Here is a 26,702-nt window from a genome sequence, read left to right on the forward strand (position 1 = left end):
CTGGTTACCTGGAGCCCCCATGCGCCCCGTCCTGGTCCTGCTGCACCGCTATGTCGGTCTGGCTACCGCGCTGTTCCTTTTCCTCGCCGGTCTCACCGGCAGCCTGCTGGCCTTCCATCATGAAATCGACGAATGGCTGAACCCCGGCTTCTACGCCGTGGGCGAGGGCGGCGAGCGCCTTTCCCCGGGCAGCCTGGTGCAACGCGTCGAGTCACGCTATCCGCGACAACTGGTGTGGTACATGGAGTACCCCGAGGCGGGCGGGCATCCGGCGTTGCTCGCCACCGTGCCGCGCGAGGCCGGCGCCAAGGTCGAGCACGACGTGTTCTACCTCGACCCGGTCAGCGGCGAGGAAGTCGGCAAGCGCCTCTGGGCGGCCTGCTGCTTCCAGCCGGCGAACCTGGTTCCCTGGGTCCTGGAGTTCCACCACAACCTGACCCTGCCGGGGAACTGGGGCCTGTACCTGATGGGCGGGGTGGCGATGTTCTGGTTCCTCGACTGCTTCGTCGGCGCCTGGCTGACCCTGCCGCGCGGCCGGCCGTTCTGGAGCAAGTGGGCGACCGCCTGGAAGATCAAGCGCGGCAACGCCTACCGCTTCAACTTCGACCTGCATCGCGCCGGCGGCCTCTGGCTCTGGCTGCTGCTGGCGCCGGTGGCGCTGAGCAGCGTCGCCCTGAACCTGCCGAGCCAGGTGTTCAAGCCGCTGGTATCGCTGTTCTCGCCGATCGAACCGAGCGTCTACGAGGCGCGCGGGCGGCTGCCCAGGGAGCAACTGGGGGAAACCCGCCTGGACTACGACCGCACCTTCCAGTTGGCCAGCGCCGAAGCGGCGCGGCTGGGCATCGCCGAGCCGATCGGCGAGCTGTACTACAGCTTCGAATACAACTTCTTCGGCGCCGGCTTCGGCGACCACGACGACCCCATGGGCAAGTCCTGGCTGTTCTTCCACGGCAGCGACGGCCGCCTGCTCGGCCAGGAAGTCGCCGGGCAGGGCAGTTGGGGAGAGCGTTTCTACCGCTTGCAGTACCCGATCCACGGCGGGCGCATCGCCGGCCTGCCGGGACGCATCGCCATCGCCGCCCTCGGCCTGGCCATCGCCGGGCTGTCGCTGACCGGTGTCTACATCTGGTGGCGCAAGCGCCGGGCGCGCCACTGGAACGGCCGCTAGACGGCTGTTAGTCTGGCTGCCTCCCACACCACCAGAGGATGGACGAATGAACGCAAGGATCGCCGCATTGGGACTGCTCCTGCCCCTGGCCGCCGGCAGCGCCGTGGCCGCGGAGGAGGGCAGCTCGGTCAAGGATGCGGCCAAGGCCGCGGTGTCCTCGGCCATCGAGACCGGCAAGAACCTCCTCGGCGGGGTCAGCGAGGGCATCACCAGCGGCCGCCAGTCGGCCCAGGGCGCCGATGGCGCCAAGGTGGTCTCCGACAACGCCGGCTTCGCCGAGATCGGCCAGGTCGAAGTGCTCAAGACCGAGCCGCGCGACCAGCAACTGGCCGTCACCCTCGGCTTCAAGAACGACAGCGACGCCACCGTGCGCCTGATCAACCTGACCCAGACCGGCGCGCTGCTGGTGATCGACAACGATGGCTACTCCAACGCCCTGGTCGCTCTCGCCAACCCCGACGACGTCACCGTCCCGGCCAAGGCCGGCATCCGCCAGACCTTCGTCTTCGAAGGCGGCGCGGAAGGGATCAAGGCGGTGCGCCTGTGGGGCAAGGACCTGCCGGTGAAGTGAATTCGAGTCTGCGTCAAAGCAGCCCCGCCTTGGCGGGGCTTCTTTCTGCCGGGCCACGAGCGCAAATAATCAGCTCACCAGAACCCGGCCGAGCGCTGCCTGGAGACCGATAGGTCCTTCCCATTACGAAAATGACGACATCGCATCGATCCTGAAACGTCCGCACAGCCAGGACGACGCAATGAAGGCAAAGTGCCATTCCCTCCTGTCCCTGTTTGGATTAGCATTCCTACTTTTGGACTAATCCCCCCTCAACACGCCCATGTCGTTTAGCTATGCGGTGGGTATTGAAGGGAACTCGCAGGACATCGGATGTTGCGTTCTAGCTATCGAGCGGTTGTCGCTGGCTTGGTTTTAATGAAGTCCCAGGGCAAGCTTATCACCAAGTCTATACAGATGGGCGGTACGTGTATGACCCTCGGCTGTCATCTCAGCCAATACCTAAAGGCGACTGGGAACAGCATATAAAAGGCATGAATCCTGATGGGGTCACTATTTCTGATAAGTTGCAGGGGTTGCGATGAATACTCCTGAAATCAAAAGAGAAAGTAGCTCCTTGCTTGAGTTAATCGAGGCTCTCGGTGAAACTGAATGGCGAAAATGTGTAAATAGCCAATTTGTCAATAAAGAGCGTGGGGAGTGGGTGATTAAAGATCAGTCCTCACATTCTCCTAGGGTTTGGTTTAGATTCATACAGGAAGATCCCGCCATAATTTCGCGCCTGCGAGTGGCTATAGAAAGCTATCAGGGGAGAGTTAAGTGGGTTCTTGATGAGCATAAGAGGGTTGATCTTCCTGGAAAAAATTGGGGCATAGTGCCGAGCCGCTTATTAGAAGTCTGGGATCTTGCTCGTGCGTTAGATTTAGCCCCTAATCAATATATGGCTAAATACGAGCCGGAATTCGGGCCGATTGCCTATGAAGATATCATTGATCTGACAGAGCACATCCGCCGAGCCTTTCCTGAAGTTACAAGCAAAAACCCCAGCTTATGAGTTGGGGTTTCCTTTGCGAGCATAAAGAGGACAGATTTATTTTCCCTACTCTAATTCTCTGAGCAGGGAGGCTCCAGTGCAGACGCCGTAAGGAGGCTCCGCGAGGCCTAGGCAGAGGCGAGTGGTTTTACTGAGCTATCCGCTTCACGTGGTTCAGTGTGGTAAGATCGGCAGTGGTATGCAGTGGGAATGAGAAATATAAACACTAGTCAAAATTAGAGTAGGAAAAATAAATCTGTCCCCTTTTCTCAGAGCAAGGCTATCCCAATGGAATTCCGGTTGAGGTCATGAATTTTCCAGGTGCTAAGTAGTGAAAGAAATAGAGATATTGTCAGCTCTAGAAGGGCTTGGCTGGAGATGCGACAAAGATGAGGCTGGGGATTATTTTTGCCTAATGGACATTGGTGAAGTCCAGATTCAGATTATTCCGACTATAGGGAAGCGCTCTGATCATTTTAGGGTTTCATTAATGCCATCTGTTTCTACGAAGAATTTTACGGCGGTAGTTGCATTCGTTTTGGGTGAGGCCAGTAATTATGTGCCGATTATTGTGAGTAGTGACGTGCCGGAGAAAATAGTCGATTTCTCACTGGATGATATCGTTAGACTTTCTCAAAGTGCTATATCTTGGGCTTCTGCTCAAGATATAGAAAAAGGCTTGGCAGCTTATAGAGCTTTGCCAACAAATTCGAAGGGTGCTATGCCGTTGCGGCACTTGGCAGCTTTGGCGATAGCTGGAGACGTTAGCTGTCTTGCAAATTATCAATTCAGCTTCGAGCAGGGTGACAGATTAGGGTTTGTTCCGTATATCACCCAAGACATGATAGAGCGCGCTCTCTTGATTGCGCGAAATGTGCGTTAACGCTAATTACCCAAAGCGAATAAAGGGGGCAGATTTATTTTCCCTACTCTAATTCTCTGAGCAGAGAGGCTCCAGTGCAGACACCGTGAGGAGGCTCCGCGATGCCCTAGGTAAGGGCGATTGGTTTAGCGAGTTATTCGCTTTGAGTGGTTTGGCGTGGGCGGTTGCTGAAATTATAGTAGTAAAAATAAATCTGTCCCCTTTTTCCGCCCTTTCCCAGAAGATTATCTTTAGAGCTTTCTCAGTTTTTTATTGTAAACTGTAAAATCATCAAGGCGATGAGTGCAATAATTAAGGTGAGGAAAGTTGATTGCAGGTAGAGGAGTTGCCTCCCTATTTTTCTGATTTCGTTATTTTTCAAGGCATTGTATTGCTTTCGGAATATAAATTTCTCAAGCTTGAATCCGTCTATTTTTACTAGATAGGATAAGAAATACCCTGATGGCCTGCCAAGCTTCTCCCAGGCGTTTGGCTCTTCTTTCTTTAAAGTTCTTATGAATGTTGTTCTTTTTAGCTCTAATACTGCCAGTGTGATGGCGCACAGAACTGCTATTATGTTGTAGAGGCTACTCATTGCCGCTTCCTTCTTTTTCGCAGCTTGATGCTCTATTGCACTCTTGGCTGCAAGATGCTCCGCAGATCATTACTATTGTGCTATTGCATACTACTCCCCCAAAGAACGGGGTGGTGGCTTTGCTACATAGAGCTCCCACAAGGAAAGACTTTCCATTTCCAGTAAATTTTTTCTTGCACTCTAATGTACATGTGCAGTTGGTGTCAGGTGTGTAGATCAAGTTGTCCGTAGGGTTTGGTGAAAGACCATGCTTGTCGCTTTTTGCAGTTGGATTGTTATCGGAGTATGTGTAGTTATGATTCGGCGTGAATCCATGTTCCCAATACGGAGTGGCTTGCAGCATGCTCTCGCCAGAATTTAAAAATGTCATTTCAGGGTTGTTTAGCTTTCTTAGAGTTTCTACAGGATCACTCTCCACATACCGCCCAGTCTCCGGATCATAGTCGCGGAAGTAGTTGTAGTGCAGCCCGCTCTCCGCATCGTAGTACTGCCCGGGGAAGCGCAGGTTGACCTGGGTGCTGCCCTTAGGAATAAAGGGGACAGATTTATTTTCCCTGCTCTAATGCTCTGAAAAGGAGGTTCTAGACGCCGTAGGGGGACTCCGCGATGCCTCGGTAAGGGCGATTGGTTTAGCGAGTTATTCGCTTTGAATGGTTTAGCGTGAGCGGTTGCTGAGATTATGGTAGTAAAAATAAATCTGTCCCCTTTTCCCACGTTAACTGGCTCCTCGCTCAAATAAGTGAAGGATTTCACCCTCATCGAGCAGCTTGGCAAGTTCGGCAGGCGAGACTCCATCATCATTTAGTGATTCGGGGTCTGCACCCTGATTTAGAAGGTATTCGACAGCTGCGCTATGCCCCTGCTCGACTGCATCGTGCAGGGCTGTATATCCATGTTCTCCTTTGCAGTTGATGTCAGCTCCATGACCCAATATCAGCTGAATTTCATCAATGTCACCGCGCGTTGCGGCAATGTGGATTGGTCTATCCCCGAATAAACTAAGGCTGTTAACATCTGCGCACTCCAGCCCGCTGAACTCGGGAAGAGTCGAATACTCTGCGAGCAGTAGAGAAACTTTCTCTTGATTAGTTGCATTGCTCACCGCAAACCCTCCGCAGGAAGTCCTTCAGATTTTCAATGGCCTGCCTAGTGTTATTAATCTCTGTAACGTGGCCTGCATCATTATCGTTAAACCATTTCTTGCTGAAGTTCTCACGCAAGGCCAAACACTGCTGAAGCCTCTCTAAGTTAGCCTTAGCGTCTTTGCATTGGTCCCCTGTCGGCGGTATGGGAGTCTTGCAAATCCGGCTGTATTCCTTCCGCTCCCTAGCCTTTTCTGCCGCAGTTCCTGGGCTAGTGCCAGCTGATGCACTGCCACCCTCACTAGCCTCGTCGTGATAGGCATCCCAAGCAGCATTTGCTCCCCAGACGCCCAACCCAAGACCAATAAGCCCCCCAACCACTGCACCAGGAGGCCCACCGACAACAAAACCAGCTCCTGCGCCTGCAGTAGCTGTAGGACTCAGTCCGTTAGGGTCAACCAGCCCTACCGGATTGGACCCAACATAGGCGTAAGTATTCAGCCCGCCATCTAGACCAATCGGATCACTCTCCACATACCGCCCAGTCTCCGGATCATAGTCGCGGAAGTAGTTGTAGTGCAGCCCGCTCTCCGCATCGTAGTACTGCCCGGGGAAGCGCAGGTTGACCTGGGTGCTGCCCTGGCTCAGCGCTTCGCCGCGGCCGAAGGCGTCGGACTGCCACTGCCAGGCGATCTGGCCGCTGGCGTCGGTGGCCAGGCGCGGGGTGTCGAGGTGGTCGCCATGGAGGTAGAGCAGGGTTGGGTTGCCGACCTTGCCCTGGGCGTCGTAGTCGGCGTCGATGGTGGCCAGCGGCAGGCTGTCCAGCCACAGGTAGTACTGGGCTCGCAGTTTCCGGCCGCTGCCGTCGTGTTCGGCTTCGCCGAGCAACTGGCCGTTGGGGCCGTAGAGGTAGGTGGTGATGCTCTCGGGGGTGAGCTTGACGATGCGTTGGCCGAGGGCGTTGTAGCGGTATTCGGCGACCTGCTGGCCGTCGAGGCTGACGCTTTGCAGGCGGCCCTGGGCGTCGTAGGCCAGTTTGCGTGCGGCGCGGTCCTGGGTGAGGTTGCCGGCGGCGTCGCTGGTCACCGCTTGCGCGCCGATGGCGGTCAATCGGTTGCTGTCGGGCGCGTACTGGTAGTCCTGGCTGCTGGCGGTGCCGCCTGAGGCGGGGTTGTCGCTGCGTTGGGTGCGGTTGCCGACCGCGTCGTAGGCATAGCTGCGCCCGCCCTGGCCGCCGCGTTCCTCGGTCAGGCGGTCCAGCGGGTCGTACTGGTAGTCCAGGGTGCCCCAGAGGCTGTGGCGGTGCTGCTGGATATTGCCATTGGCATCGTGCTGGTAGTCGCTCTGCCAGGGGCCGACCTTCTGCCGCAGCAGTTGGTAGTCCTGGTCGTACTCGCGGCTGAGAGTGATGCCGTTGCCCCAGGTCAGGCGCAGCAGCGGGCCGAAGGGCAGGTAGGCGATCTGCCCGACCAGGGTGCTCGGCGCCTTGTCGCCTACTGCCAGGGTCACGCTGGCGACCTGGCCGCCGGCGTTGCGCGGGTAGCCGATGGCGAGGCCGGAGGGGTAGCCGATCTCCAGCAGTTGGTTGGCCGCGTCGTAGCGGTAGGTCACGCGGTCGAGCAGGGTCTGCTGGTCGAGGCGGATGCTGCGTACCTGCTCGACCAGGTTGCCGCGCTCGTCGTAGCGGTACACCAGGCTGTCGCGGGCGCCTTCGATGGCGCCCAGGCGGCCGATGCCCTGGTTGCCGTCGGCGGTGAGGTCGTAGCGGTACTGTACGTCGAGGCTCGGGTCGCTCGGCGAGCGGCGCTCGATCAGGCGATTGAGGGCGTCGTAGCGATACTCGGTGACCGCACCGCGAGCGTCGGTGCGGCGGATGACGTTGCCGGCGGCGTCGTGCTCGAAGGTGGTGGTGCCGCTGTCCGGGCTGACCAGTCGGGTCAGGTTGCCGAGGCCGTCGTATTCGTAGCGGGTGGTGACGCCGCGCGGGTCCTTGACCTCGGTGAGGTTGTCCTGGGCGTCGTAGGCGAGTTGGGTCTTGCCGCCGAGAGGATCGCTCTGGCCGACCAGCCGGTCGAGGGCGTCGAAGGCCTGGCTGTGGGCGAACTGGCGCGGGTTGGTTTCGCCGACCGGATTGTCGTTGAGGTCGTAGGCGAAGCTGCGTGTCTGGCCGCCGGCGCCGACCGCACGGAGCAGCCGGCCAAGCTCGTCGTAGGCCCATTGCTGCTGGCGCACCAGGCTGCCGCTGGCGTCCTTGATGCGCTGGGCGGTGCGATTGCCCTTGGTGTCGACGTCGTATTCGAGGCGTTCGCCGAGGTTGTTGCCGATCGCCACCAGGCGCCGTGCGTCGTCGTATTCGTAGCTCAGCCAACTGCCGTCGCCACGGGTGACGCGGGTGATCTGGCCGACCGCGTCGTAGTCGAAGCGGGTGGTGCTGCCGGCGGTGCTGACGGAGGCCAGCCAGCCGTCGACGCCGGTGTAGGCGAGGCTGCTGGTGACGCCGTTGGCATCGGTGATGCTGCCGGGCTTGCCGCGCTCGTCATAGTCGCCGAGGCGGGTGACCTGGCCGAGGGCGTTGGTCACCTGGGTCAGGTTGCCGCGACTGTCGTAGGCATAGAGGGTGACGTCCTGCACATCGGTGCGCGGACCGTCGGCGCGCTCGATCAGGCCAAGGGCGTTGTAGCTGTAGCTCCAGGCGCGCTCGGCCGCCTGCGCGGGCAGGACCAGGGCGCAGGCCAGGGCGAGGGCGCCGAGGCGGGGAAAGTATGGGGGGATGCGCATGGGTGTCGTCCTTGTCAGCGGGTGGTGACGGTCTCGCCGGTCTTGCGTCCCTCGGCGTCGTACTGGTAGCGGGTGATCCGGCCGGGCTCGCTGACCTGCACCGGGAGGAACAGGGTCGGGTGCCAGTCGGTTGTGATGGTGCGCGCCTGCGCAGTGCCGGCGGCCTCGGTGCGCGAGGTCTCCAGGCCACGGGCGTTGTACTGGTAGGTGGTCAGGTTGCCGTTGTTGTCGCGTTTGCTGGCCAGTTGACCGCGGCTGGTATAGGTGAAGGATGAGTTGCTACTGGGGCAGTCGACCGAAGGCTCGCCAATTATCGCGATGATACGTTGGAGACCCTGTAGGTTTTGGAATCGATAACGGGTCACTTTGCCCAGTTCGTTGGTAACGGTAGTCGAACCATCATTGTTGTAGACGATTTGAATCTTCTCCATGCCGCCGGCATGTTCGCTCGAAATAGCTCTGCCTTGATCGTCGTAGGACCAAGTCGCGAATCGTATGCCGCGTTCATCGGTGAGGCCGGTTAGTAGTCGAGGATTGTGCTCGTCCTCGTAATGATAGAGACGTGTTTTGCTCATGCCATTCAAGGTGACTTGGGACTTGATCAACTGCCCACTCGTACTGTAGTCGTAACGCCCTTCAACAGAGCTTGATCGGAAACCAAGTGGCTGGTTGTTCTCGTCTTGAGTGAGTTCAAGAGAATTTCCGAAGTTGTCTGTCACGAAGACCTTGTTCTGACTATAGGAGATGCTGCGCTGTACTCCCGACTGTAGGTTCTGTCGTATCAGAGCACCCCTGTCGTTGAAAATGAACTGGTCGTTGTTTTTCGCGGAATATATCCAGCGATTGTCTAGCTTGATCAGGCTGCCCAGTTCGGTTGCTTCTGCCGTAATAGTTCCGTTGTTCAGGCTGAAAGTATTTAGCCTGCCGGTCTCTCTGGTGAGATAGATGGTACTCCTCGGTAGGTCAATGTCCAAACGCATGGAGAAGTTGTGCCGCCAGTAGCCATCAAGACTGTTGTAATTTCGGCTGAGGATCAGGGCGTTCCCTCTACCGCCCCGCAGATCTATTTCTTCCTGATATTTATTGCCAATAGCGAAATTTATAGGGTTTCCTCCGTACGGCGATGGGCAAGATATATCAGAAGGACCTTTGTTCTTGGCGGGCTGTGTTTTGATAACGCAAGTTTTCCTGATCTGCTTGGGAGCGATAGTCTCAGATCTAGGCCAATAATCTTCGGGGCATGTCCATACTGTTTGAGTGCCCAGGGAGCCTGCTGGGGCTGGTGGGTTAATAGTTACGATGCCGGCAGCATTTAAGCTTTGACTAATGGAGTGTCTTATTAGTGAGTGGCTATTGTATTCTCCATTGGTTTTTCCGAATATCTCACTGCCTTCTGCATGGGTGATGATGAACTTGGTACAGCTATATACTGCTTTGCTTGTGCATTGCTTGAATATTTTTTCTTGTTTTTCGTTTATCTTTAGTATTACTTCTGTTAATGTTTCTTCGATGATGGTAAGGAAGGTGTCGTTGGCGAATTTATATTTCTTTTTTGGTTCAAGAATTGCGCCGGGAGATGCGTATGTCATTGTCGAAAAAGCGGCAGCTATGCACAAGACAAGGCTTGAGTAGGTGCGAGGTGGCTCTGAGTCTAGAGGAGGTTTCGTCATGTCAATTTCTTTTGGAGTAAGCTTGTTTTAGTTTAAGGTCACTGCTGGTTCGTCTCGCATACCGAAAAGAAGTCTTCATTGGTTCGCCATGATTCCTTCACTGGTTCTGCGTCCCTCGGCGTCGTACTGATAGCGGGTGATCCGGCCGGGCTCGCTGACCTGCACCGGGAGGAACAGGGTCGGGTGCCAGTCGGTTGTGATGGTGCGCGCCTGCGCAGTGCCGGCGGCCTCGGTGCGCGAGGTCTCCAGGCCACGGGCGTTGTACTGGTAGGTGGTCAGGTTGCCGTTGTTGTCGCGTTTGCTGGTGAGCAGACCCTGGTCATCGTAGGTGAAGGTGGAATTGCTGCTGGGGCAGTTGGGCGAGGGCTCGCCTTCGATGGCGACGATGCGCTTGATGCCCTGGATCACCTGGAAGCGGTAGGTGGCCTGCTTGCCGTATTCGTTGGTGACGGTGGTGGAGCCGTCATCGTTGTAGGCGAGGGAGACCTTTTCGGCGCCGTTGGCGTGTTCGCTGGAGATGGCGCGGCCTTGGTCGTCGTAGGTCCATGTTGCGTAACGCGTGCCTTGTTCGTCGATGATTCCAACCATTAACCCGGCGTTGCCACTGTCAGCATAGAGATACTTCCGGGTGCGGTTGAGTCCTTGGGACGTGGTTTTCTTCGAAACCAGCCTGGCGCCCCCGTCATATAGATATTCCACTTTGAGGGAACCGTTGTAATCGACGAGATAGGGTTGTTTCGTTGCGTTCCAGGAAACGGTTAGGGTGTTTCCGAACCCATCTTTAGCCTTGGTGGTGGAGAGGTTCGGATAGGTTATCGTGATGACCTGCCCCCTGACTTTCCTCTGGATAAGCCGGCCCTGGACATCGAAAAGTGAACTGGTTCCGTCCCTATAGTCATACCTCCAGCCTGCTTGGTCTTTTGAAAGTGTACCCGTCGTTGCGTCGGACGATATTGCGCCGTCAGTCAGCCTGAATAGTTCCTGGCGACCATCGGGTAGAGATAGGGATATATTTTCGCCTACTATTTTTAAGCCTTCCTGGAAGGTGTTCGTCCACATTCCGGTAATGCTGTTGTAGTATCTCTCGAACTGGAGAGGGGAGTGCGACGGATCTATATCGGTTTCACGTTGAAGTTTATTGCCGATACTGGCATTTATAGGGTTTCCCTGGAAAGATGAGGGGCCTTGGCATCCGTTCTCGTTGGGGATTCCCGCGTTCTTTCGATCGGAGACGTCAGTGGGGCACTCGTACCGGCCATTGAAAAGGTTGTATGGGCAGCCAGTTGGAGGAGCCTGAGTAACGTTTACAGCCGTGCCGGAGGCCCCCCACCAGTTAGGATTTCCGTAGGTAGCAGTGCCGGATGTAGCTGCTAGCGGAGACTTTCTGAATATGCTGATGCTGCAAAAAAATGAATTGTATCGGGCATCTATAAGTGTTTTTCTGCTGATGTACCCTAGAACTACGTGACCACCCTTCAGATTGCTATCTATATAGTACCTGTCGCTGGCCGCGCAAGCGGCTTCGAGCGAGGGTTGTCGCCTATCTGGATATGGCACGTGTCCAGGTTGTCCAGGGGCTGGTCCCGAAACTGAAAGCTCCCAGCCTTCCTCCGCATGCACTACGGCGATGAATGTATTTAACAGGAGAAAAGCGAGAGCTTTGTACATTTCCATTCCTTGAAGTCTATTTGCACTGCTGATTATCAACGAGACTCAGCATCAGACTATAGATTGAACACCAGATGAACATCCTCCGGCTCCAACCGATACAACTCCTCATCCGGTTCCATGCACAGCCGGCATCCGAGTCTCGTATAAAAATCCACCGTGTTCTGCGACGGCGTAGCCGAAACGTAGAGCGCGCTGGCGCCGAGGTGGCGGGCCTGGGTGGCGGCGAGGTGGAAGAGGTGGGCGCCGAGGCCGCGGCGGCGGTAGGCGTGGCTGAGGTGGAGGAACTTCAGTTGCAGCCAGTCGCGCTCGGGGCCGAGGCGGCGTGGGTCGAGGACTACCGCGCCGATCAGGCGGCCCTGGTCGAACAGGCCGAGGAACCAGCCGCCGCGGTCGAAGCAGTCGAGCAGGATCGGCGTGTAGTGCTCGGCCTCGCCCTCCGGCCAGCCGCGCATGTCGTAGAACTCGGGGCGCAGCACCAGTTGGCCGGCCTCGACGGAATACAGGTGTTCGATCACTTCGCTGCGGTCGATCTCCCAGACCAGGGGGATTTCGTCGCGGCGCAGCAGGCGTTCTTCGGTCATCGTGGTTTCCTTGCGCTGAGGCCGTACATCAGCGGCAGGCGCGGACGATCGGCGGGCGGCAGCATGCGTCCGCCGCCGCCGTCGCGCATGCCGTCGAAGCCGGCCCAGCCGTTGGCGTAGGGATATTCCTCCAGCCGTTCGAGTTGCAGGCCGGCGCCGAGCAGGGCGCCGATCACATCGGCCAGGCCCCACTGGAACTCGTAGCTGGGATGAGGGTTGCTGAAGTTCTCGACGCCGGCGCGGTAGCCGGAGGGCGCCAGGCTGGCGCCGGACTCGGCGACGTAGTCGCTGACGCCGCTCTCGGCGATCGGCTCGCGGCTGAAGTAGTCGTAGGCCGGTTGCCAGTGTGGGTCGAAGTACAGGGCGAAAGGGTGGAACTCCACCAGGACGAAGCGCCCGCCGGGAACCAGTACCTGGGCGATGCCGTCGGCCCAGCGCTTGAGGTCGGAGAGCCAGACCAGCGTGCCGTAGGAGGCGAAGACCCGCTCGAAGCGTTCGCCACGGGTGGCGGCGACGGGCAGCCAGCGGAGGATGTCGTCGCGCTGGAAGTCGGCGGCGATGCCGCTGTCGCGGGACAGCTGGCGGGCGAAGTCGATGGCGCTGTCGGCGATGTCGACCCCGGTGACGTGGGCGCCAAGGCGCGCCAGGCTCAGGCTGTCCTGTCCGGCGTTGCATTGCAGATGCAGCAGGCGCAGGCCGTCGAGATGGCCGAGCAGTTGCAGTTCCTCGGGATAGAGCGTGGAACCGCCGTTGCGGAAGAAGGCGGCCTGGTCGGCCTTGTGGCTGTTGTGCGCCCGGGTGGCGGCGTTCCACGACAGCCGGTTGGCCTCGTGCAGGTCGGATCGCATGGTTCGACTCCTTCCCTGGAGTGTGCCACCGCGCGGATGGCGGGTCCGGGGGGTTACATGTCCTTGATGCTGCGCACCTGGTCCTTGTTGACGCGGGTGCGCTTGCCGTCCAGTTGCTCCAGTTCGTAGAAGCCGGAACTACGATCATAGCGCGGGGTATCCACCGCCTGGATCTCGCGGCCATCGTTGAGGGTGACGATGGTCGGGGTGGAGCAGCCGGCCAGGACGGCGAATGCGGACGAGAGCAACAGGGCGGGCAGCAGACGGGAGGTCATCGGAATTTTCCTTCGGACGGTTTTCGAGGCGGCGGATTCTACTCCAGTCGCGGCGCAACCGCTCTAGCCTGGATCACAGCGGCAAATTTCCGCTGTGATCGTACGTCTCTTCCGGTGAGCCGCCCGGATGGCGGCGCCTATTCGAAGGGAGATTCCATGTCTGCCGTTTCCACCTCGTTGTTGCTTTTCCTCAACCTGCTGACCCCGGCCCAGGCCGCCCAGCCCGTGCCGCTGGCCGATGGCCGCATCGAGATCGCTGCCGGCGAGAGCCGCCAGCGCTACCTCGACCTTGCCCCCGGCGAGTTGCAGTTGCTCGACCTGGAGGTCGACCGCGGCCGCGTCCGCCTGCGCGCCACCACGCCCGACGGCAAGGCGTTGCGCGCGACGGAGCTGGCCGGACGCCAGTCGCTCGGCCTGCAGGCCGGCGAGCGCCAGGGCCTGCGCCTGACCTTCAGCGCCGACGAAGACACCGCACTGACCCTGATCCCCACCCAGCGCCTCACCCCGCAGACCCCGGCGCTTGATTCGCCGGCGCCGCAGAGCCCGACCCTGCAACGCCTGCAGGCGGAGCTTGCGGAAAAGCGCCCCGGCGCGCTGAAGGCGTTCTGGAAGCAGGTGGCGAAGCAGGGCACGCCGCTGGTGGAGCCGCTGGATGCCGAACGTGTGCTGGTCACCTTCCTCTGGCGCCAGCAGCGTCCCGGCGACGTGCGCCTGCTGTGGCCGACCCCGGAGGTCAACACCCGCCGCTTCGAGGCCCTGGCCGGCAGCGACGTGCGCTACCTGAGCCTGCCGCTGCGCCGCGACGCGCGGGTTTCCTACCAGCTCAGCGCCGACCTGCCGGACCTGCAACAGGCCGATCGCGGCACCTTGCGCCTGGCGTTGCAGGCGGCGGCGCGGCCGGACCCGCTGAGCCGTACGCCGTGGCTCAACAGCCGCGCGCTGCCGCGGGCCGAGCAGGCCTCGCTGGTGCAGCTCGGCGGCGCCCCTGCCGAGACCTGGGACCAGCCGCGCAAGGACGTGCCGCGCGGCAAGGTGGAGCGCCTCGGCTATACCAGCCAGGCCCTGGCCAACCAGCGCCAGCTGACGCTCTACACGCCGCCGGGCTACGATCCCGAGGGCCAGCGCTATCCGCTGCTGGTGCTGTTCGACGAGGACCACTACGCGCGCGACGTACCGACCCCGACCATCCTCGACAACCTGATCGCCGCCGGGCGCATCCGCCCGACCCTGGCGGTGATTGTCGGCAATGTCGACGCCAGCAGTCGGGGCCGCGAGCTGCCCTGCAACGAGGCCTTCGCCGACATGCTCGCCCATGAGCTGTTGCCCTGGTTGCAGCAGCGCTATGCATTGAGCGAGGAGCCTGCCGATCGCGTGCTTTCCGGTTCCAGCTACGGCGGGCTGGCCTCGGGCTGCATCGCCTACCGTTACCCGGAACGCTTCGGCAAGGTGCTGAGCCTGTCCGGCTCGTTCTGGTGGGGGCCGGACGAGCAGCAGCCGCAGTGGCTGGTACGGCAGTTCGCCGCTGGCGAGCGTTTGCCGCTGGCGTTCTTCCTCAGTTCCGGCCTGCTCGAGGAGCCCGAGGCGGACGGCATTCTCGGCAGCAACCGCAGCCTGCGCGCGGCGCTGCAAGGCAAGGGCTACCCGCTGCACTACCGCGAGTTCCCCGGCGGTCACGACTACGCGGCGTGGAGCCTGGAGCTTGCCGAAGGGTTGCAGGCCTTGTTGCCGGCGCATTGAGCCGGCTGGCTGGCGTGGGGCGGATAGCCGCTTGCGGTTATCCGCCGGGCCGCGGCCTGGAGGTGGGGGAAGGCTGTCCGGAGCGTGTTCGCAATGCCCACCGCGTTGCGGAATCGGAAAAAATCGTCCAGGGCCATTTGCCAGCGTCGGCGGATAGGGGACAATCGGCGTTCGCCTCAATCGAACGACAAGGATGTTCTCGATGCGCCGACTCTTGCGCCCGGTATTCTGCGCCGCGCTCTTCTGCCTGTACCCAGCGCTGGTCCAGGCTGCCGCAGAAAGCGAAATCCTCGGCCTGTTCCAGCGCTGGCAGGCCGCCCACGGGCAGCGCAGCGGCAAGGCCCTGGAAGGGGTCTATGCGCCGCGCCTGGACTACTATGGCCGCGCGCAGACGCGCGAGCGCACCCTCTCCGCCAAGCAGGCCTTCTTCGCCCGCCATCCCGACTTCGAGCAGCGCATCGTCGCTGCGCCGCAGATCGTGCCGGGCGACCAGGAAGGCCGCTACGAGGTGCGCTTCGTCAAGCAGGTACGCCTCGACGGACGCCTGCGCAACTATCCGGGGCTGCTCCTGGCCGAGCGCGCCGGGCCGGGCGATACCTGGCGCTTCGTCGGCGAGAGCGACGAGATCACCCGCTACGCCGTCGACCCGCGGTACACCCCGCTGGCTCGCGGCCGCTTCGCCGGTACCGAGGCGGACTTCGCCTGGGTAGTGGCCCACGCGCCGAATAGCGCCGCCTTGTGCGACGAATACGAGGATTGCCGCTGCGACCTCTGGAGCGCCGACGCGCGCGTCCCGCCCAAGCCGCTGGGCAGTTGCACCGGCGCGGTGCTCAGCGTCCTCGGCGACCTCGACGACAGCGGCCGCGAGCGCCTGCAACTGCTGCGTACCTGGTGGACCAGCACCTGGACCAAGTCGTCGCTGCTGGAAATCCGCGATGGCCAGTGGGTGCGGGTGCTGCCGGACATCTCCACCACCTGGGACGATGCCGAGGCCGAACTGGTGCTGTACAAGGCCGACCCGCAGCAGCCGGGCCGAGTGCTGGTGACCGAAACCGTGATGGACGACGAGGGCGACTGGAGCCACCACACCCGCAGCGAGACGCTGCGCCCCGTACCCTGACGCCGGCCCCTTGGGCTGGGCGGCGCCAGGCCGTACAATCGACGGCTTTATGGCGAGCGTCGCCGCAGTCCAGGTTCCCGCATGCGCATCCACGTCTCCTTCATCGACCGTGTCGGCATCACCCAGGAGGTGCTGGCGCTGCTGGGCGGGCGCAACCTGAACCTGGATGCGGTGGAAATGGTGCCGCCGAACGTCTACATCGACGCGCCGACCCTCAGTCCCGAAGTGCTGGAGGAACTGCGCGCAGCGCTGCTGGGCATCCGTGGCGTGCAGGCGATGACCGTGGTCGACATCCTTCCCGGCCAGCGCCGCCGCTTGCAGCTCGATGCGTTGCTGGCGGCGATGGCCGATCCGGTGCTGGCGGTGGACGGCAAGGGCCTGGTGCTGCTGGCCAACCCGGCCTTCAGCGAGCGCTGCGGACGCGACCCGGCCGGCGAGAGGCTGGCCAGCCTGTTCGACGATGAAACCCTGGAGGATGCGCTGGTCGAGCAGGGCTTCCGCCTGCCGCTGCGCGAAGTGACCTTCATGGGCCAGGCCCTGCTGCTCGATGCCACGCCGATCACCGAAGGGCCGGGCGAGGGCGAGCGGCACCTGGCCGGCGGCCTGTTGACCCTCTACGAACCGAACCGCATCGGCGAGCGCCTGGCGGCCTTGCACCATGACCATGCCGAGGGGTTCGAGATGCTCCTCGGCGATTCCCAGCCGATCCGCACCCTGAAGACCCGTGCGCAGCGCGTGGCGGCGCTCGACGCGCCGCTGCTGATCCACGGCGAGACCGGTACCGGCAAGGAACTGGTGGCGCGCGGCTGTCACGCCCTGAGTGCGCGGCACAACTCGCCGTTCCTGGCGCTGAACTGCGCGGCGTTGCCGGAGAACCTGGCCGAAAGCGAGCTGTTTGGCTACGCCCCCGGCGCCTTCACCGGCGCCCAGCGCGGCGGCAAGCCGGGCCTGCTGGAGCTGGCCCACCAGGGCACGGTGTTCCTCGACGAGATCGGCGAGATGTCCCCCTATCTGCAAGCCAAGCTGCTGCGCTTCCTCAGCGACGGCAGCTTCCGCCGGGTCGGCGGCGACCGCGAGGTGAGGGTCGACGTGCGGATCCTCAGCGCCACCCACCGCAACCTGGAGAAGATGGTCGCCGAGGGCAGCTTCCGCGAGGACCTGTTCTACCGCCTCAACGTGCTCAGCCTGGAAGTCCCGCCGTTGCGCGAGCGCGGCCACGACATCCTGCTGCTGGCGCGGCACTTCATGCAGCAGGCCTGTGCGCAGATCCAGCGCCCGGTGTGCCGGCTGGCGCCGGGCACCTACCCGGCGCTGCTGAACAACCGCTGGCCGGGCAACGTGCGCCAGTTGCAGAACGTGATCTTCCGCGCCGCTGCGATCTGCGAGAGCAGCCTGGTGGATATCGGCGACCTGGAGATCGCCGGCACCGCCGTGGCGCGGCAGAACGACGGCGAGGTGGGCAGCCTGGAGGAGGCGGTGGAGGGCTTCGAGAAAGCCCTGCTGGAGAAGCTCTACGTCAGCTATCCATCGACCCGCCAGTTGGCGGCGCGCCTGCAGACCTCGCACACCGCCATCGCCCACCGCCTGCGCAAGTACGGCATCGGCCCGCGCGCCTGAAGCGGGCTCAGCCCTCGCTGGAATACACCGGCTTGCCGGCGAACCAGGTCTTCAGCACCTTGGTTTCGCCCAGTTGCGTCTCCGGCACCTCGAACACGTCGCGGTCGAGGACGATGAAGTCCGCCTGCTTGCCCGGCTCCAGGCTGCCGATCCGGCGCTCCAGGCCGATGGTCCGCGCAGCGTTGCGGGTGTAGGCGTAGAACATGGTCTGGCGGTCCAGGCGTTCGCCGGCGTTGAGCACGCCCTGCGGGCCCTTGCGGGTCACCGCCTGCTGGATGGCCTTCCACGGCGACAGGCTGGACACCGGCCAGTCGCTGGCCCCGGCGATGGTCGCGCCCTTGCTCAGCAGGGAGTGCGCCGGGTACTGGTAGCGGTAGGCGAAGGCGCTGATGTAGGGCTTCATCAGGTCCACCGTGGTTTCGTCGGCGGCGGCCCAGTACAGCTGCATCGAGGCGATCACGCCGAGCGGCCTGAAGCGCTCGAATTCCTTGGGATTGACCAGTTGCAGGTGGGTGATCGAATGGGCGATGCCGCTGTCGCGGTCGCGCCGCGCCTGCTGCATGCCGTTCAGCGCCTCGCGCACCGCGCGGTCGCCGATGGCGTGGACGTGGACCAGCCAGCCGCGGGCGTCGGCGGCGCTGACCAGTTCGCCGAAGTGCGCCGGGTCGATCAGCAGTTCGCCCGTCTTCCTGCTGTTGCGGTAGGGCTCGAGGAGCGCGGCGGTCTGCGCCGGGTATTCCGGTACGCCGTCGGCGAACACCTTGATTCCCGGCAGGGTCAGGTTGGGGCTGCCGAGGAAGCGCTGGCGCACCTTGTCCAGCACCTCGAGGTCGGCCGGCCGGCTGCGTGGGTTGGCGACCAGGAGGGCGGCGACGTGGGCGCTGAGTTCGCCGCCCTTGGCCAGCCGCTGGTAGACCGGTAGCACGCCGACGGTGTTCTCGTCGGGCCTGAGGCTGAACAGGGCGTCGCCCGGCGAGCCATTGGCGGCCGGGTCCATCCATGCGGTCAGGCCCAGCGAGTTGCTGTAGCGCACCGCGCTGCGTCCGGCTTCTAGCATCTGTTCCGCGCTCGGCGCCGGCAGTACCGCGAGCACCGCGTCGAGACCGGCATCGGCGAGGAAGCCGTTGGGGGTGGCGTCGGCGTCGTGGCCGATGGTGTTGCGCTGTTCCTCGGGCAGGGCGCGGACCCGCGCGGCGTCGATGCCGGCGCGTTTCAGCATGGCGGCGTTGGCCCAGCCGGTGTGGTGGTCGCTGCCGATGAAGGCCAGCGGCTGGTCGGCCCATTCGCCGTGGTCGAAGCGCGCGCGGAAGTCCTTGACCTGGCTCCAGTAGGCGGTATGCATGCCGCTGACATTGAGCATGTCGCCATGTCGCGCCTTGCCGTTGTCGCGCCAGGCGCGCAGGCGCCGTTCCAGTTCGTCGAGGCCGACCTGTTCGTTGCCCATGTCCGCGCCGGCCAGCTCCAGGCCGCCGAACACCGCGTGCGAATGGGTGTCGATCAGGCCGGGCATCAGGCGCTTGCCGCCGAGATCGACGACCTGGCTGTCGCCATCGGCCAGGGCGCGCAGCCCGGCCTCGTCGCCGACCGCGAGGATCCGCCCGTCCTCCACCGCCAGGGCCTCGGCGAAGGGTTGCTGCGGATTGGCGGTGAAGATCCTGGCGTTGACCACCAGCAGGTCGGCGGCGCCGAGGGCGTGCAGGGGGATGGCCAGGCAGGCGCCGGCGAGGAGGGTGGGAATCCGTTGCTTCATGGTGGTTTCCTTTGCTTCTTGGTCTTGTGTAGCGTGGCCCGGGCAAGGCGAGACTAGCCAAAGCGCCGGCCCGGCAGAACCGGGCGCGGCGCACAACACTTGTGCCGGAACGGAAGGAGTCGATGGACAAATTGAATGCCCTGGCGATGTTCGTCGCCACTGCCGAAACCGGTAGCTTCAGCCGTGGCGCCGAGCGCCTGGGCAAGACGCCCTCGGCGCTGACCAAGGCCGTCGCCCACCTGGAAGCGGAACTCGGCGCCCGCCTGTTCGAGCGCACCACCCGCAGCCTGGCGCTGACCGAGGCCGGGCAGATCTACCTGGAGGCGGCTCGTCAGTCCCTGGAAACACTGCGCACGGCGGGGCAGGAGATCGAACTGCTGGAGTCGGAGTTGCGCGGCGAACTGCGCCTCGCCGCGCCGCCGTCGTTCGCCGCGGCGTTCCTCCAGCAGGCCTGCGCCAGCTTCCTCGAGGCGCATCCGAGGATCAGCCTGCGGGTGGACCTCGACGAAACCTTCCTCGATCTCAGCGAAGGCGGCTACGACCTCGGCCTGCGCGACGGCCCCATCGACCTGCCGGGGCTGGTGGCGAGGCCGCTGGCGCCGAACCAGATCGTGCTTTGCGCCAGCCCGGCCTACCTGGCGCGGCAACCCGCGCCGCAAGGCCCGGAGGACTTCGAGCGGCACGCCTGGCTGGTCTTCCAGCACCCTTAGCTGAACCAGAACTTCTGGTGGATGGAACGCGACGGCGCCCGCCAGCGTATCGACCAGCCGCGCCCGCGACTGGCCAGCGACAACTACGACTTCCTGCTCGCCCACCTGCTGGCCGGGCTGGGCCTGCAGTTCTGCCCGCAGTGGAGTATCGCGCCGCTGCTCGGCGAAGGGCGGCTGGTGCGCCTGCTCGGCGACTACCACTTCGACCCGGGGCCGTTCGGGCCCTCCATCCATGTCCTCTATCCGGGGCACCGGCGCAACACGCGGAAGGTCCGCGCGTTCCTCGAGCACCTGCGCGCCAGCTTGCAGCGACAGGGGCTGTGCCATCGGCTGTAACGCTTCGGTTACGAGTGGAACGAATTCGTTCCGATTGCCGGAAAAACCTTTGCTATCAGGCGTTTGCGCTCTGGTTCGGGAAATGTCCGGCGGGTCTGTAACGAAAGCGTTCCATGGCGGCCCTGTCCGGGTTTCCCCCGCGCCCGGCCACGCCCCGTGGCGACAGGGCCGGGGCCGCTTGGCACCCTGCTTGCTACGGGCTGCCGCAGAACAAAGTCCCGTCCCGACCGGGCGACCCGCTGACAATGAGGATCCAGCATGAGCAAGTTGCGCTTTACCACCGACCACGAATGGCTGCGCCAGGACGACGACGGGCTGCTGACCGTCGGCATCACCGCCTACGCCCAGGACGCCCTCGGTGACGTGGTATTCGTGCAGTTGCCGGAACTCGGCGAACACGCCGCCGGCAGTGAAGTGGCGGTGCTGGAGTCGGTCAAGGCCGCCAGCAACATCCTGATGCCGCTGGACGGCGAGGTGGTAGCGATCAACGACGCGCTGCCGGACGCCCCAGAGCTGGTCAACCAGGACCCACTCGGCGAGGCCTGGTTCTTCCGCTTCCGTCCGGCCGACGCCGGCGCCTGGGAAAAGCTGCTCGACCAGGCCGCCTACGACCGCCTGCTGAATGCCAACGCCGACGCCTGAGGATCCCGTCATGACCGATAACCTGAACCTCGGCGCCATCGACCTGGGCACCGACGACGAATTCATCGCCCGCCATATCGGCCCGCGCGCCGCCGACACCCAGGCCATGCTCCAGCGCCTGGGCTACGACTCGCTGGACGCGCTGATCGGCAACGTGATCCCGGACAGCATCAAGGGCAGCAGCGTGCTCGACCTGCCGGCCGGCATGGGCGAGGCCGAGGCGCTGGCCAGCCTGAAGGCCATCGCCGCGCGCAATCGCGCGTTGCGTTCCTTCATCGGCCAGGGCTACTACAACTGCCACACCCCGGCACCGATCCTGCGCAACCTCCTGGAGAACCCGGCCTGGTACACCGCCTACACGCCGTACCAGCCGGAAATCTCCCAGGGCCGCCTGGAGGCGCTGCTGAACTTCCAGACCCTGGTCAGCGACCTCTCCGGCCTGCCGATCGCCAACGCCTCGATGCTCGACGAGGCGACCGCCGCCGCCGAGGCCATGACCTTCTGCAAGCGCCTGTCGAAGAACCGCACCAGCCAGGCATTCTTCGCCTCCCGCCATTGCCACCCGCAGACCCTCGACGTGCTGCGCACCCGTGCCGAGCCGCTGGGCATCGAGGTGGTGGTCGGCGACGAGAGCGCCATCGAAGACTTCTCCGCCTACTTCGGCGCGTTGCTGCAATACCCCACCTGCGACGGCGAGATCGTCGACTATCGCGAACTGGTCAGCCGCTTCCATGCGGTCGATGCGCTGGTCGCGGTGGCCGCCGACCTGCTGGCGCTGACCCTGCTGACCCCGCCGGGCGAGTTCGGCGCCGACGTAGCCATCGGCAGCGCCCAGCGCTTCGGCGTGCCGCTCGGCTTCGGCGGCCCGCACGCGGCCTATTTCGCCACCCGCGACGCCTTCAAGCGGGACATGCCGGGACGCCTGGTCGGCGTCTCCATCGACCGCCACGGCAAGCCGGCCTACCGCCTGGCCATGCAGACCCGCGAGCAGCACATCCGCCGCGAGAAAGCCACCAGCAATATCTGCACCGCCCAGGTGCTGCTGGCCAACATCGCCAGCATGTTCGCCGTCTACCACGGCCCGCAGGGCCTGCTGCGCATCGCCCGGCGCACCCACCGGCTGACCGCGATCCTCGCCGCCGGCCTGGAGCGCCTGGGCGTGGCCGTCGAGCAGAAGCATTTCTTCGACACCCTGAGCCTGGCCACCGGCGCGCGTACCGCGGCGATCCATGCCAAGGCCCGCGCCGCCGGGATCAACCTGCGCGAGATCGATGCCGGCCGTCTCGGCCTGTCGCTCGACGAGACCGTCCGCCAGGCCGATGTGGAGACCCTCTGGGGCCTGCTGGCCGAAGAGGGCCAGGCGCTCCCGGACTTCGCCGCCCTTGCCGCCAGCAGCGGGGACCGCCTGCCGGCTGCGCTGCTGCGCCAGTCGGCGATCCTCAGCCACCCGATCTTCAACCGCCATCATTCGGAAACCGAGCTGATGCGCTACCTGCGCAAGCTGGCGGACAAGGACCTGGCGCTGGACCGCACGATGATCCCGCTGGGCTCCTGCACCATGAAGCTGAACGCCGCCAGCGAGATGATCCCGGTGACCTGGGCCGAATTCGGCAACCTGCACCCGTTCGCCCCGGCCGAGCAGAGCGAAGGCTACCGCCAGCTCACCGACGAACTGGAGGCGATGCTCTGTTCCGCCACCGGCTACGACGCCGTGTCGTTGCAGCCCAACGCCGGCTCCCAGGGCGAGTACGCCGGCCTGCTGGCGATCCGTGCCTACCACCAGAGCCGCGGCGACAGCCAGCGCGACATCTGTCTGATCCCGTCCTCCGCCCACGGTACCAACCCGGCTACCGCCAGCATGGTCGGCATGCGCGTGGTGGTGGTGGCCTGCGACGCGCGCGGCAACGTCGACGTCGAGGACCTGCGCAACAAGGCCAGCGAGCACAAGGAACGCCTGGCCGCGCTGATGATCACCTATCCGTCCACCCATGGCGTGTTCGAGGAAGCGATCCGCGAGATCTGCGCCATCGTCCACGACTGCGGCGGCCAGGTGTACATCGACGGCGCCAACATGAACGCCATGGTCGGCCTGTGCGCCCCGGGCAAGTTCGGTGGCGACGTTTCCCACCTGAACCTGCACAAGACCTTCTGCATCCCCCACGGCGGCGGCGGCCCGGGCGTCGGCCCGATCGGCGTGCGCGCACACCTGGCGCCGTTCCTCCCCGGCCACGCTCGCGGCGAGCGCAAGGAAGGCGCGGTGAGCGCGGCGCCGTACGGCAGCGCGAGCATCCTGCCGATCACCTGGATGTACATCCGCATGATGGGCGGCGAAGGCCTCAAGCGCGCCTCGGAAATGGCCATCCTCAATGCCAACTACATCGCCCACCGCCTGGAGGAGCACTACCCGGTGCTCTACGCCGGCGGCAACGGCCTGGTCGCCCACGAATGCATCCTCGACCTGCGTCCACTCAAGGACAGCAGCGGGATCAGCGTCGACGACGTGGCCAAGCGCCTGATGGACTTCGGCTTCCATGCGCCGACCATGTCCTTCCCGGTGGCCGGCACGCTGATGATCGAGCCCACCGAGAGCGAGTCGAAGGCCGAGCTGGACCGCTTCTGCGACGCGATGATCCGCATCCGCGAGGAAATCCGCGCGGTGGAACGCGGCGAGCTGGACAAGGAAGACAACCCGCTGAAGAACGCGCCGCACACCGCCGCCGAACTGCTCGGCGAATGGAACCATGCCTACAGCCGCGAGCAGGCCGCCTATCCGCTGGCCAGCCTGGTGGAGGCCAAGTACTGGCCGCCGGTGGGCCGCGTCGACAACGTCTACGGCGACCGCAACCTGACCTGCTCCTGCCCGCCCATCGAGGCGTACAGCGAGGAGTGACGGACGAGGAGGGCGCCGCCAGCGGCGGCGTCCTCGCGTTTCCGGCGATACCCCTTTCCCGGCGCCGCGCTTGCGTAGCGGCGCCGCGGCCACGCTCGCGCCAGCGGGCGTCCTGACACCGACACGACAAGAGGCCAGCGCCATGTTCAGCAAGCACGACCAGCTCCAGGGCTACGACGACGAACTGCTCGCCGCGATGGACGCCGAAGACCGGCGGCAGGAAGACCACATCGAACTGATCGCCTCGGAGAACTACGCCAGCAAGCGAGTCATGCAGGCACAGGGCAGCGGCCTGACCAACAAGTATGCCGAGGGCTATCCGGGCAAGCGCTACTACGGCGGCTGCGAACACGTCGACAAGGTCGAGCGGCTGGCCATCGACCGCGCCAGGCAGCTGTTCGGCGCCGACTATGCCAACGTCCAGCCGCATTCCGGTTCCTCGGCCAACGCCGCGGTGTACCTGGCGCTGCTCAACGCCGGCGACACCATCCTCGGCATGAGCCTGGCCCACGGCGGCCATCTCACCCATGGCGCCAAGGTGTCCTCCTCCGGCAAGCTGTACAACGCCGTGCAGTACGGCCTGGACACCGCTACCGGGCTGATCGACTACGACGAAGTCGAGCGCCTGGCCGTGGAGCATAAGCCGAAGATGATCGTCGCCGGCTTCTCCGCCTACTCCAAGACCCTCGACTTCCCGCGCTTCCGCGCCATCGCCGACAAGGTCGGCGCGCTGCTGTTCGTCGACATGGCCCACGTTGCCGGGCTGGTCGCCGCCGGCCTCTACCCGAACCCGATCCCCTTCGCCGACGTGGTCACCACCACCACCCACAAGACCCTGCGCGGCCCGCGCGGCGGCCTGATCCTGGCGCGCGCCAACGAGGAGATCGAGAAGAAGCTCAACTCCGCGGTATTCCCCGGCGCCCAGGGCGGCCCGCTGATGCACGTGATCGCGGCCAAGGCGGTGTGCTTCAAGGAAGCGCTGGAGCCGGGCTTCAAGGACTACCAGGCGCAGGTGATCCGCAACGCCCGGGCGATGGCCGAGGTGTTCGTCGGGCGCGGCTACGACGTGGTATCCGGCGGCACCGACAACCACCTGATGCTGATCAGCCTGGTGAAGCAGGGGCTGACCGGCAAGGCCGCCGACGCGGCGCTCGGAGCGGCGCACATCACGGTGAACAAGAACGCCGTGCCGAACGATCCGCAGAGCCCGTTCGTCACCTCCGGCATCCGCATCGGCACCCCGGCGGTGACCACCCGCGGTTTCCGCGAGGGCGAGTGCCGCGAACTGGCCGGCTGGATCTGCGACATCCTCGACGATATCGACAATCCCGAGGTCGGCGAACGGGTCAGGAACCAGGTCGGCGAATTCTGCCGGCACTTCCCGGTCTACGCTGATTGAACAGGAACGCCGCCGTGGTGGCGGCCAATCCGCAAGCGGAGACGAGCATGTCCCTGAGTGTCTTCGATCTGTTCAAGATCGGCATCGGGCCGTCCAGCTCCCACACCGTGGGGCCGATGCGTGCCGCCGCGCGCTTCGCCGAGGGGCTGAGGCGCGAGGGGTTGCTGGAGGCCACTGCCAGCGTCAAGGTCGAGCTGTACGGCTCGCTCGGCGCCACCGGCAAGGGCCACGGCAGCGACAAGGCGGTACTGCTCGGCCTGGAGGGCGAGCAGCCGGACACGGTGGATACCGCCGCGATTCCCGCCCGGCTCGATGCCATCCGTTCCAGCGGCGAGCTGCGCCTGCTCGGCGAGCGGCCGATCCGCTTCGTCGAGAAGGAACACCTGGCGCTGATCCGCAAGCCGCTGGCCTACCATCCCAACGGCATGATCTTCCGTGCCTTCGACGCCGCCGGCCTGCAGGTCCGCAGCCGCGAGTACTACTCGGTGGGCGGCGGTTTCGTGGTCGACGACGAGGCCGCCGGCCTCGACCGCATCGTCGAGGACCGCACGCCGCTGGCGTTCCCCTTCAAGACCGCGCGGCAACTGCTCGACCATTGCGTCCGCGAAGGCCTGTCGATCAGCCAGTTGATGGCCGAGAACGAGAAGGCCTGGCGCCCCGCCGAGGAAACCCGCGCCGGCCTGCTGCGTATCTGGCAGGTGATGCAGGACTGCGTCGAGGCCGGCTGCCGCAACGAGGGCATCATGCCCGGCGGGCTGAAGGTCAGGCGCCGTGCGGCGGCGCTCCACCGCCAGTTGTGCCAGCGGCCGGAGGCCGGTCTGCGCGACGCCCTCAGTGTGCTCGACTGGGTCAACCTCTACGCCCTGGCGGTGAACGAGGAGAACGCCAGCGGCGGCCGCGTGGTGACCGCGCCGACCAACGGCGCGGCGGGGATCATTCCGGCGGTGCTGCATTACTACGCGCGCTTCATCCCCGGGGCCGACGACGACGGCGTGGTGCGCTTCCTGCTCACCGCCGCGGCGATCGGCATCCTCTACAAGGAAAACGCCTCGATCTCCGGCGCCGAGGTCGGTTGCCAGGGCGAGGTCGGGGTGGCCTGCTCGATGGCCGCCGGGGCGCTCTGCGAAGTGCTCGGCGGTAGCGTGCAGCAGGTCGAGAACGCCGCCGAGATCGGCATGGAGCACAACCTCGGGCTGACCTGCGACCCGGTCGGCGGGCTGGTCCAGGTGCCCTGCATCGAACGCAACGCGATGGCTTCGGTGAAGGCCATCAACGCGGCGCGCATGGCCCTGCGCGGCGACGGCCAGCACTTCATCTCTCTCGACAAGGTCATCCGCACCATGCGCCAGACCGGCGCCGACATGAAAAGCAAATACAAGGAAACCGCGCGCGGCGGCCTCGCCGTGAACATCATCGAATGCTGAACC

20 protein-coding genes and 2 pseudogenes are annotated in these 26,702 nt (G+C 63.7%); 12 read left to right on the forward strand and 10 right to left on the reverse strand.

The window, feature by feature from the left end; translation table 11 throughout:
• The first annotated feature begins 19 nt into the window (after positions 1-19).
• From AC4OR5_RS29015 to AC4OR5_RS29030, 4 genes are all read left to right on the forward strand, one after another.
• Complete coding sequence (locus AC4OR5_RS29015) at positions 20-1,168, forward strand: PepSY-associated TM helix domain-containing protein (RefSeq protein ID WP_019486300.1); 1,149 nt, start codon at positions 20-22, stop codon at positions 1,166-1,168.
• A 46-nt stretch (positions 1,169-1,214) separates the two neighbouring features.
• A complete protein-coding gene (locus AC4OR5_RS29020; RefSeq protein ID WP_003120098.1) occupies positions 1,215-1,739 on the forward strand; it encodes a hypothetical protein in 525 nt (174 codons plus the stop codon).
• 520 nt (positions 1,740-2,259) lie between these two features.
• Positions 2,260-2,733, forward strand: coding sequence for a hypothetical protein (locus tag AC4OR5_RS29025; RefSeq protein ID WP_127891049.1), 474 nt, complete (start codon positions 2,260-2,262; stop codon positions 2,731-2,733).
• 310 nt (positions 2,734-3,043) lie between these two features.
• Positions 3,044-3,595: a DUF6990 domain-containing protein gene (locus tag AC4OR5_RS29030; RefSeq protein WP_071536183.1), complete on the forward strand. Its 552-nt coding sequence runs from the start codon at positions 3,044-3,046 to the stop codon at positions 3,593-3,595.
• 241 nt (positions 3,596-3,836) lie between these two features.
• Here AC4OR5_RS29030 and AC4OR5_RS29035 read toward each other — a convergent pair whose 3' ends face one another.
• The 9 genes and pseudogenes from AC4OR5_RS29035 to AC4OR5_RS29075 form a co-directional block, all read right to left on the reverse strand.
• Positions 3,837-4,169, reverse strand: a complete 333-nt coding sequence (locus tag AC4OR5_RS29035) for a hypothetical protein (RefSeq protein WP_024947504.1) — start codon at positions 4,167-4,169, stop codon at positions 3,837-3,839.
• Positions 4,162-4,701, reverse strand: a pseudogene (locus AC4OR5_RS29040) (RHS repeat domain-containing protein); the annotation flags it as partial. The pseudogene AC4OR5_RS29040 and the gene AC4OR5_RS29035, both read right to left, overlap by 8 nt.
• A gap of 183 nt (positions 4,702-4,884) precedes the next feature.
• Entirely contained in the window at positions 4,885-5,271 is a 387-nt protein-coding gene (locus AC4OR5_RS29045) for an ankyrin repeat domain-containing protein (protein WP_071533930.1), read from the reverse strand.
• On the reverse strand, positions 5,255-8,029 hold the full coding sequence (locus AC4OR5_RS29050; protein WP_058160335.1) for an RHS repeat domain-containing protein: 2,775 nt from the start codon (positions 8,027-8,029) through the stop codon (positions 5,255-5,257). Before AC4OR5_RS29050 ends, AC4OR5_RS29045 begins: the two co-directional genes overlap by 17 nt.
• A gap of 14 nt (positions 8,030-8,043) precedes the next feature.
• Entirely contained in the window at positions 8,044-9,699 is a 1,656-nt protein-coding gene (locus AC4OR5_RS29055) for a DUF6531 domain-containing protein (RefSeq protein ID WP_235550322.1), read from the reverse strand.
• Positions 9,700-9,774: 75 nt separating this feature from the next.
• On the reverse strand, positions 9,775-10,908 hold the full coding sequence (locus tag AC4OR5_RS29060; protein WP_371320343.1) for a DUF6531 domain-containing protein: 1,134 nt from the start codon (positions 10,906-10,908) through the stop codon (positions 9,775-9,777).
• A 515-nt stretch (positions 10,909-11,423) separates the two neighbouring features.
• Positions 11,424-11,951 (reverse strand): GNAT family N-acetyltransferase, encoded by a 528-nt coding sequence (locus AC4OR5_RS29065; protein ID WP_003089734.1) that lies wholly within the window; start codon positions 11,949-11,951, stop codon positions 11,424-11,426.
• Positions 11,948-12,799: a class I SAM-dependent methyltransferase gene (locus tag AC4OR5_RS29070; protein ID WP_003146786.1), complete on the reverse strand. Its 852-nt coding sequence runs from the start codon at positions 12,797-12,799 to the stop codon at positions 11,948-11,950. The genes AC4OR5_RS29065 and AC4OR5_RS29070 overlap by 4 nt, the downstream gene beginning before the upstream one ends.
• 53 nt (positions 12,800-12,852) lie before the next feature.
• On the reverse strand, positions 12,853-13,074 hold the full coding sequence (locus AC4OR5_RS29075; protein WP_003089729.1) for a YgdI/YgdR family lipoprotein: 222 nt from the start codon (positions 13,072-13,074) through the stop codon (positions 12,853-12,855).
• A 156-nt stretch (positions 13,075-13,230) separates the two neighbouring features.
• Between AC4OR5_RS29075 and AC4OR5_RS29080 the strand changes: the two genes are divergently transcribed.
• The 3 genes from AC4OR5_RS29080 to gcsR all read left to right on the forward strand — a co-directional run bounded on the left by AC4OR5_RS29080 (position 13,231) and on the right by gcsR (position 17,548).
• Positions 13,231-14,811, forward strand: coding sequence for an alpha/beta hydrolase (locus AC4OR5_RS29080; protein WP_023103125.1), 1,581 nt, complete (start codon positions 13,231-13,233; stop codon positions 14,809-14,811).
• A gap of 202 nt (positions 14,812-15,013) precedes the next feature.
• On the forward strand, positions 15,014-15,931 hold the full coding sequence (locus tag AC4OR5_RS29085) for a hypothetical protein (RefSeq protein ID WP_058160334.1): 918 nt from the start codon (positions 15,014-15,016) through the stop codon (positions 15,929-15,931).
• Between the two features lie 81 nt (positions 15,932-16,012).
• On the forward strand, positions 16,013-17,548 hold the full coding sequence (gene gcsR / locus AC4OR5_RS29090; RefSeq protein ID WP_009876510.1) for a transcriptional regulator GcsR: 1,536 nt from the start codon (positions 16,013-16,015) through the stop codon (positions 17,546-17,548).
• 7 nt (positions 17,549-17,555) lie between these two features.
• Here the strand turns inward: gcsR and AC4OR5_RS29095 are convergent, their stop codons facing one another.
• Complete coding sequence (locus AC4OR5_RS29095) at positions 17,556-19,298, reverse strand: amidohydrolase (protein WP_003089724.1); 1,743 nt, start codon at positions 19,296-19,298, stop codon at positions 17,556-17,558.
• A gap of 122 nt (positions 19,299-19,420) precedes the next feature.
• On the opposite strand from AC4OR5_RS29095, the pseudogene AC4OR5_RS29100 reads away from it, so the two are divergent.
• From AC4OR5_RS29100 to AC4OR5_RS29120, 5 genes and pseudogenes are all read left to right on the forward strand, one after another.
• A pseudogene (locus AC4OR5_RS29100) lies at positions 19,421-20,344 on the forward strand (LysR family transcriptional regulator).
• A 258-nt stretch (positions 20,345-20,602) separates the two neighbouring features.
• Positions 20,603-20,986 carry a glycine cleavage system protein GcvH gene (gene gcvH / locus AC4OR5_RS29105; protein ID WP_003089718.1) on the forward strand — a complete coding sequence of 128 codons (384 nt, stop codon included), beginning with the start codon at positions 20,603-20,605 and terminating at the stop codon, positions 20,984-20,986.
• Between the two features lie 10 nt (positions 20,987-20,996).
• On the forward strand, positions 20,997-23,876 hold the full coding sequence (gcvP, locus tag AC4OR5_RS29110) for an aminomethyl-transferring glycine dehydrogenase (protein ID WP_058160333.1): 2,880 nt from the start codon (positions 20,997-20,999) through the stop codon (positions 23,874-23,876).
• Between the two features lie 142 nt (positions 23,877-24,018).
• Complete coding sequence (glyA, locus tag AC4OR5_RS29115) at positions 24,019-25,275, forward strand: serine hydroxymethyltransferase (RefSeq protein ID WP_058160332.1); 1,257 nt, start codon at positions 24,019-24,021, stop codon at positions 25,273-25,275.
• Positions 25,276-25,322: 47 nt separating this feature from the next.
• On the forward strand, positions 25,323-26,699 hold the full coding sequence (locus tag AC4OR5_RS29120; protein ID WP_003112071.1) for an L-serine ammonia-lyase: 1,377 nt from the start codon (positions 25,323-25,325) through the stop codon (positions 26,697-26,699).
• Positions 26,700-26,702 lie beyond the last annotated feature (3 nt).

This window comes from Pseudomonas sp. YA1, assembly GCF_058680555.1.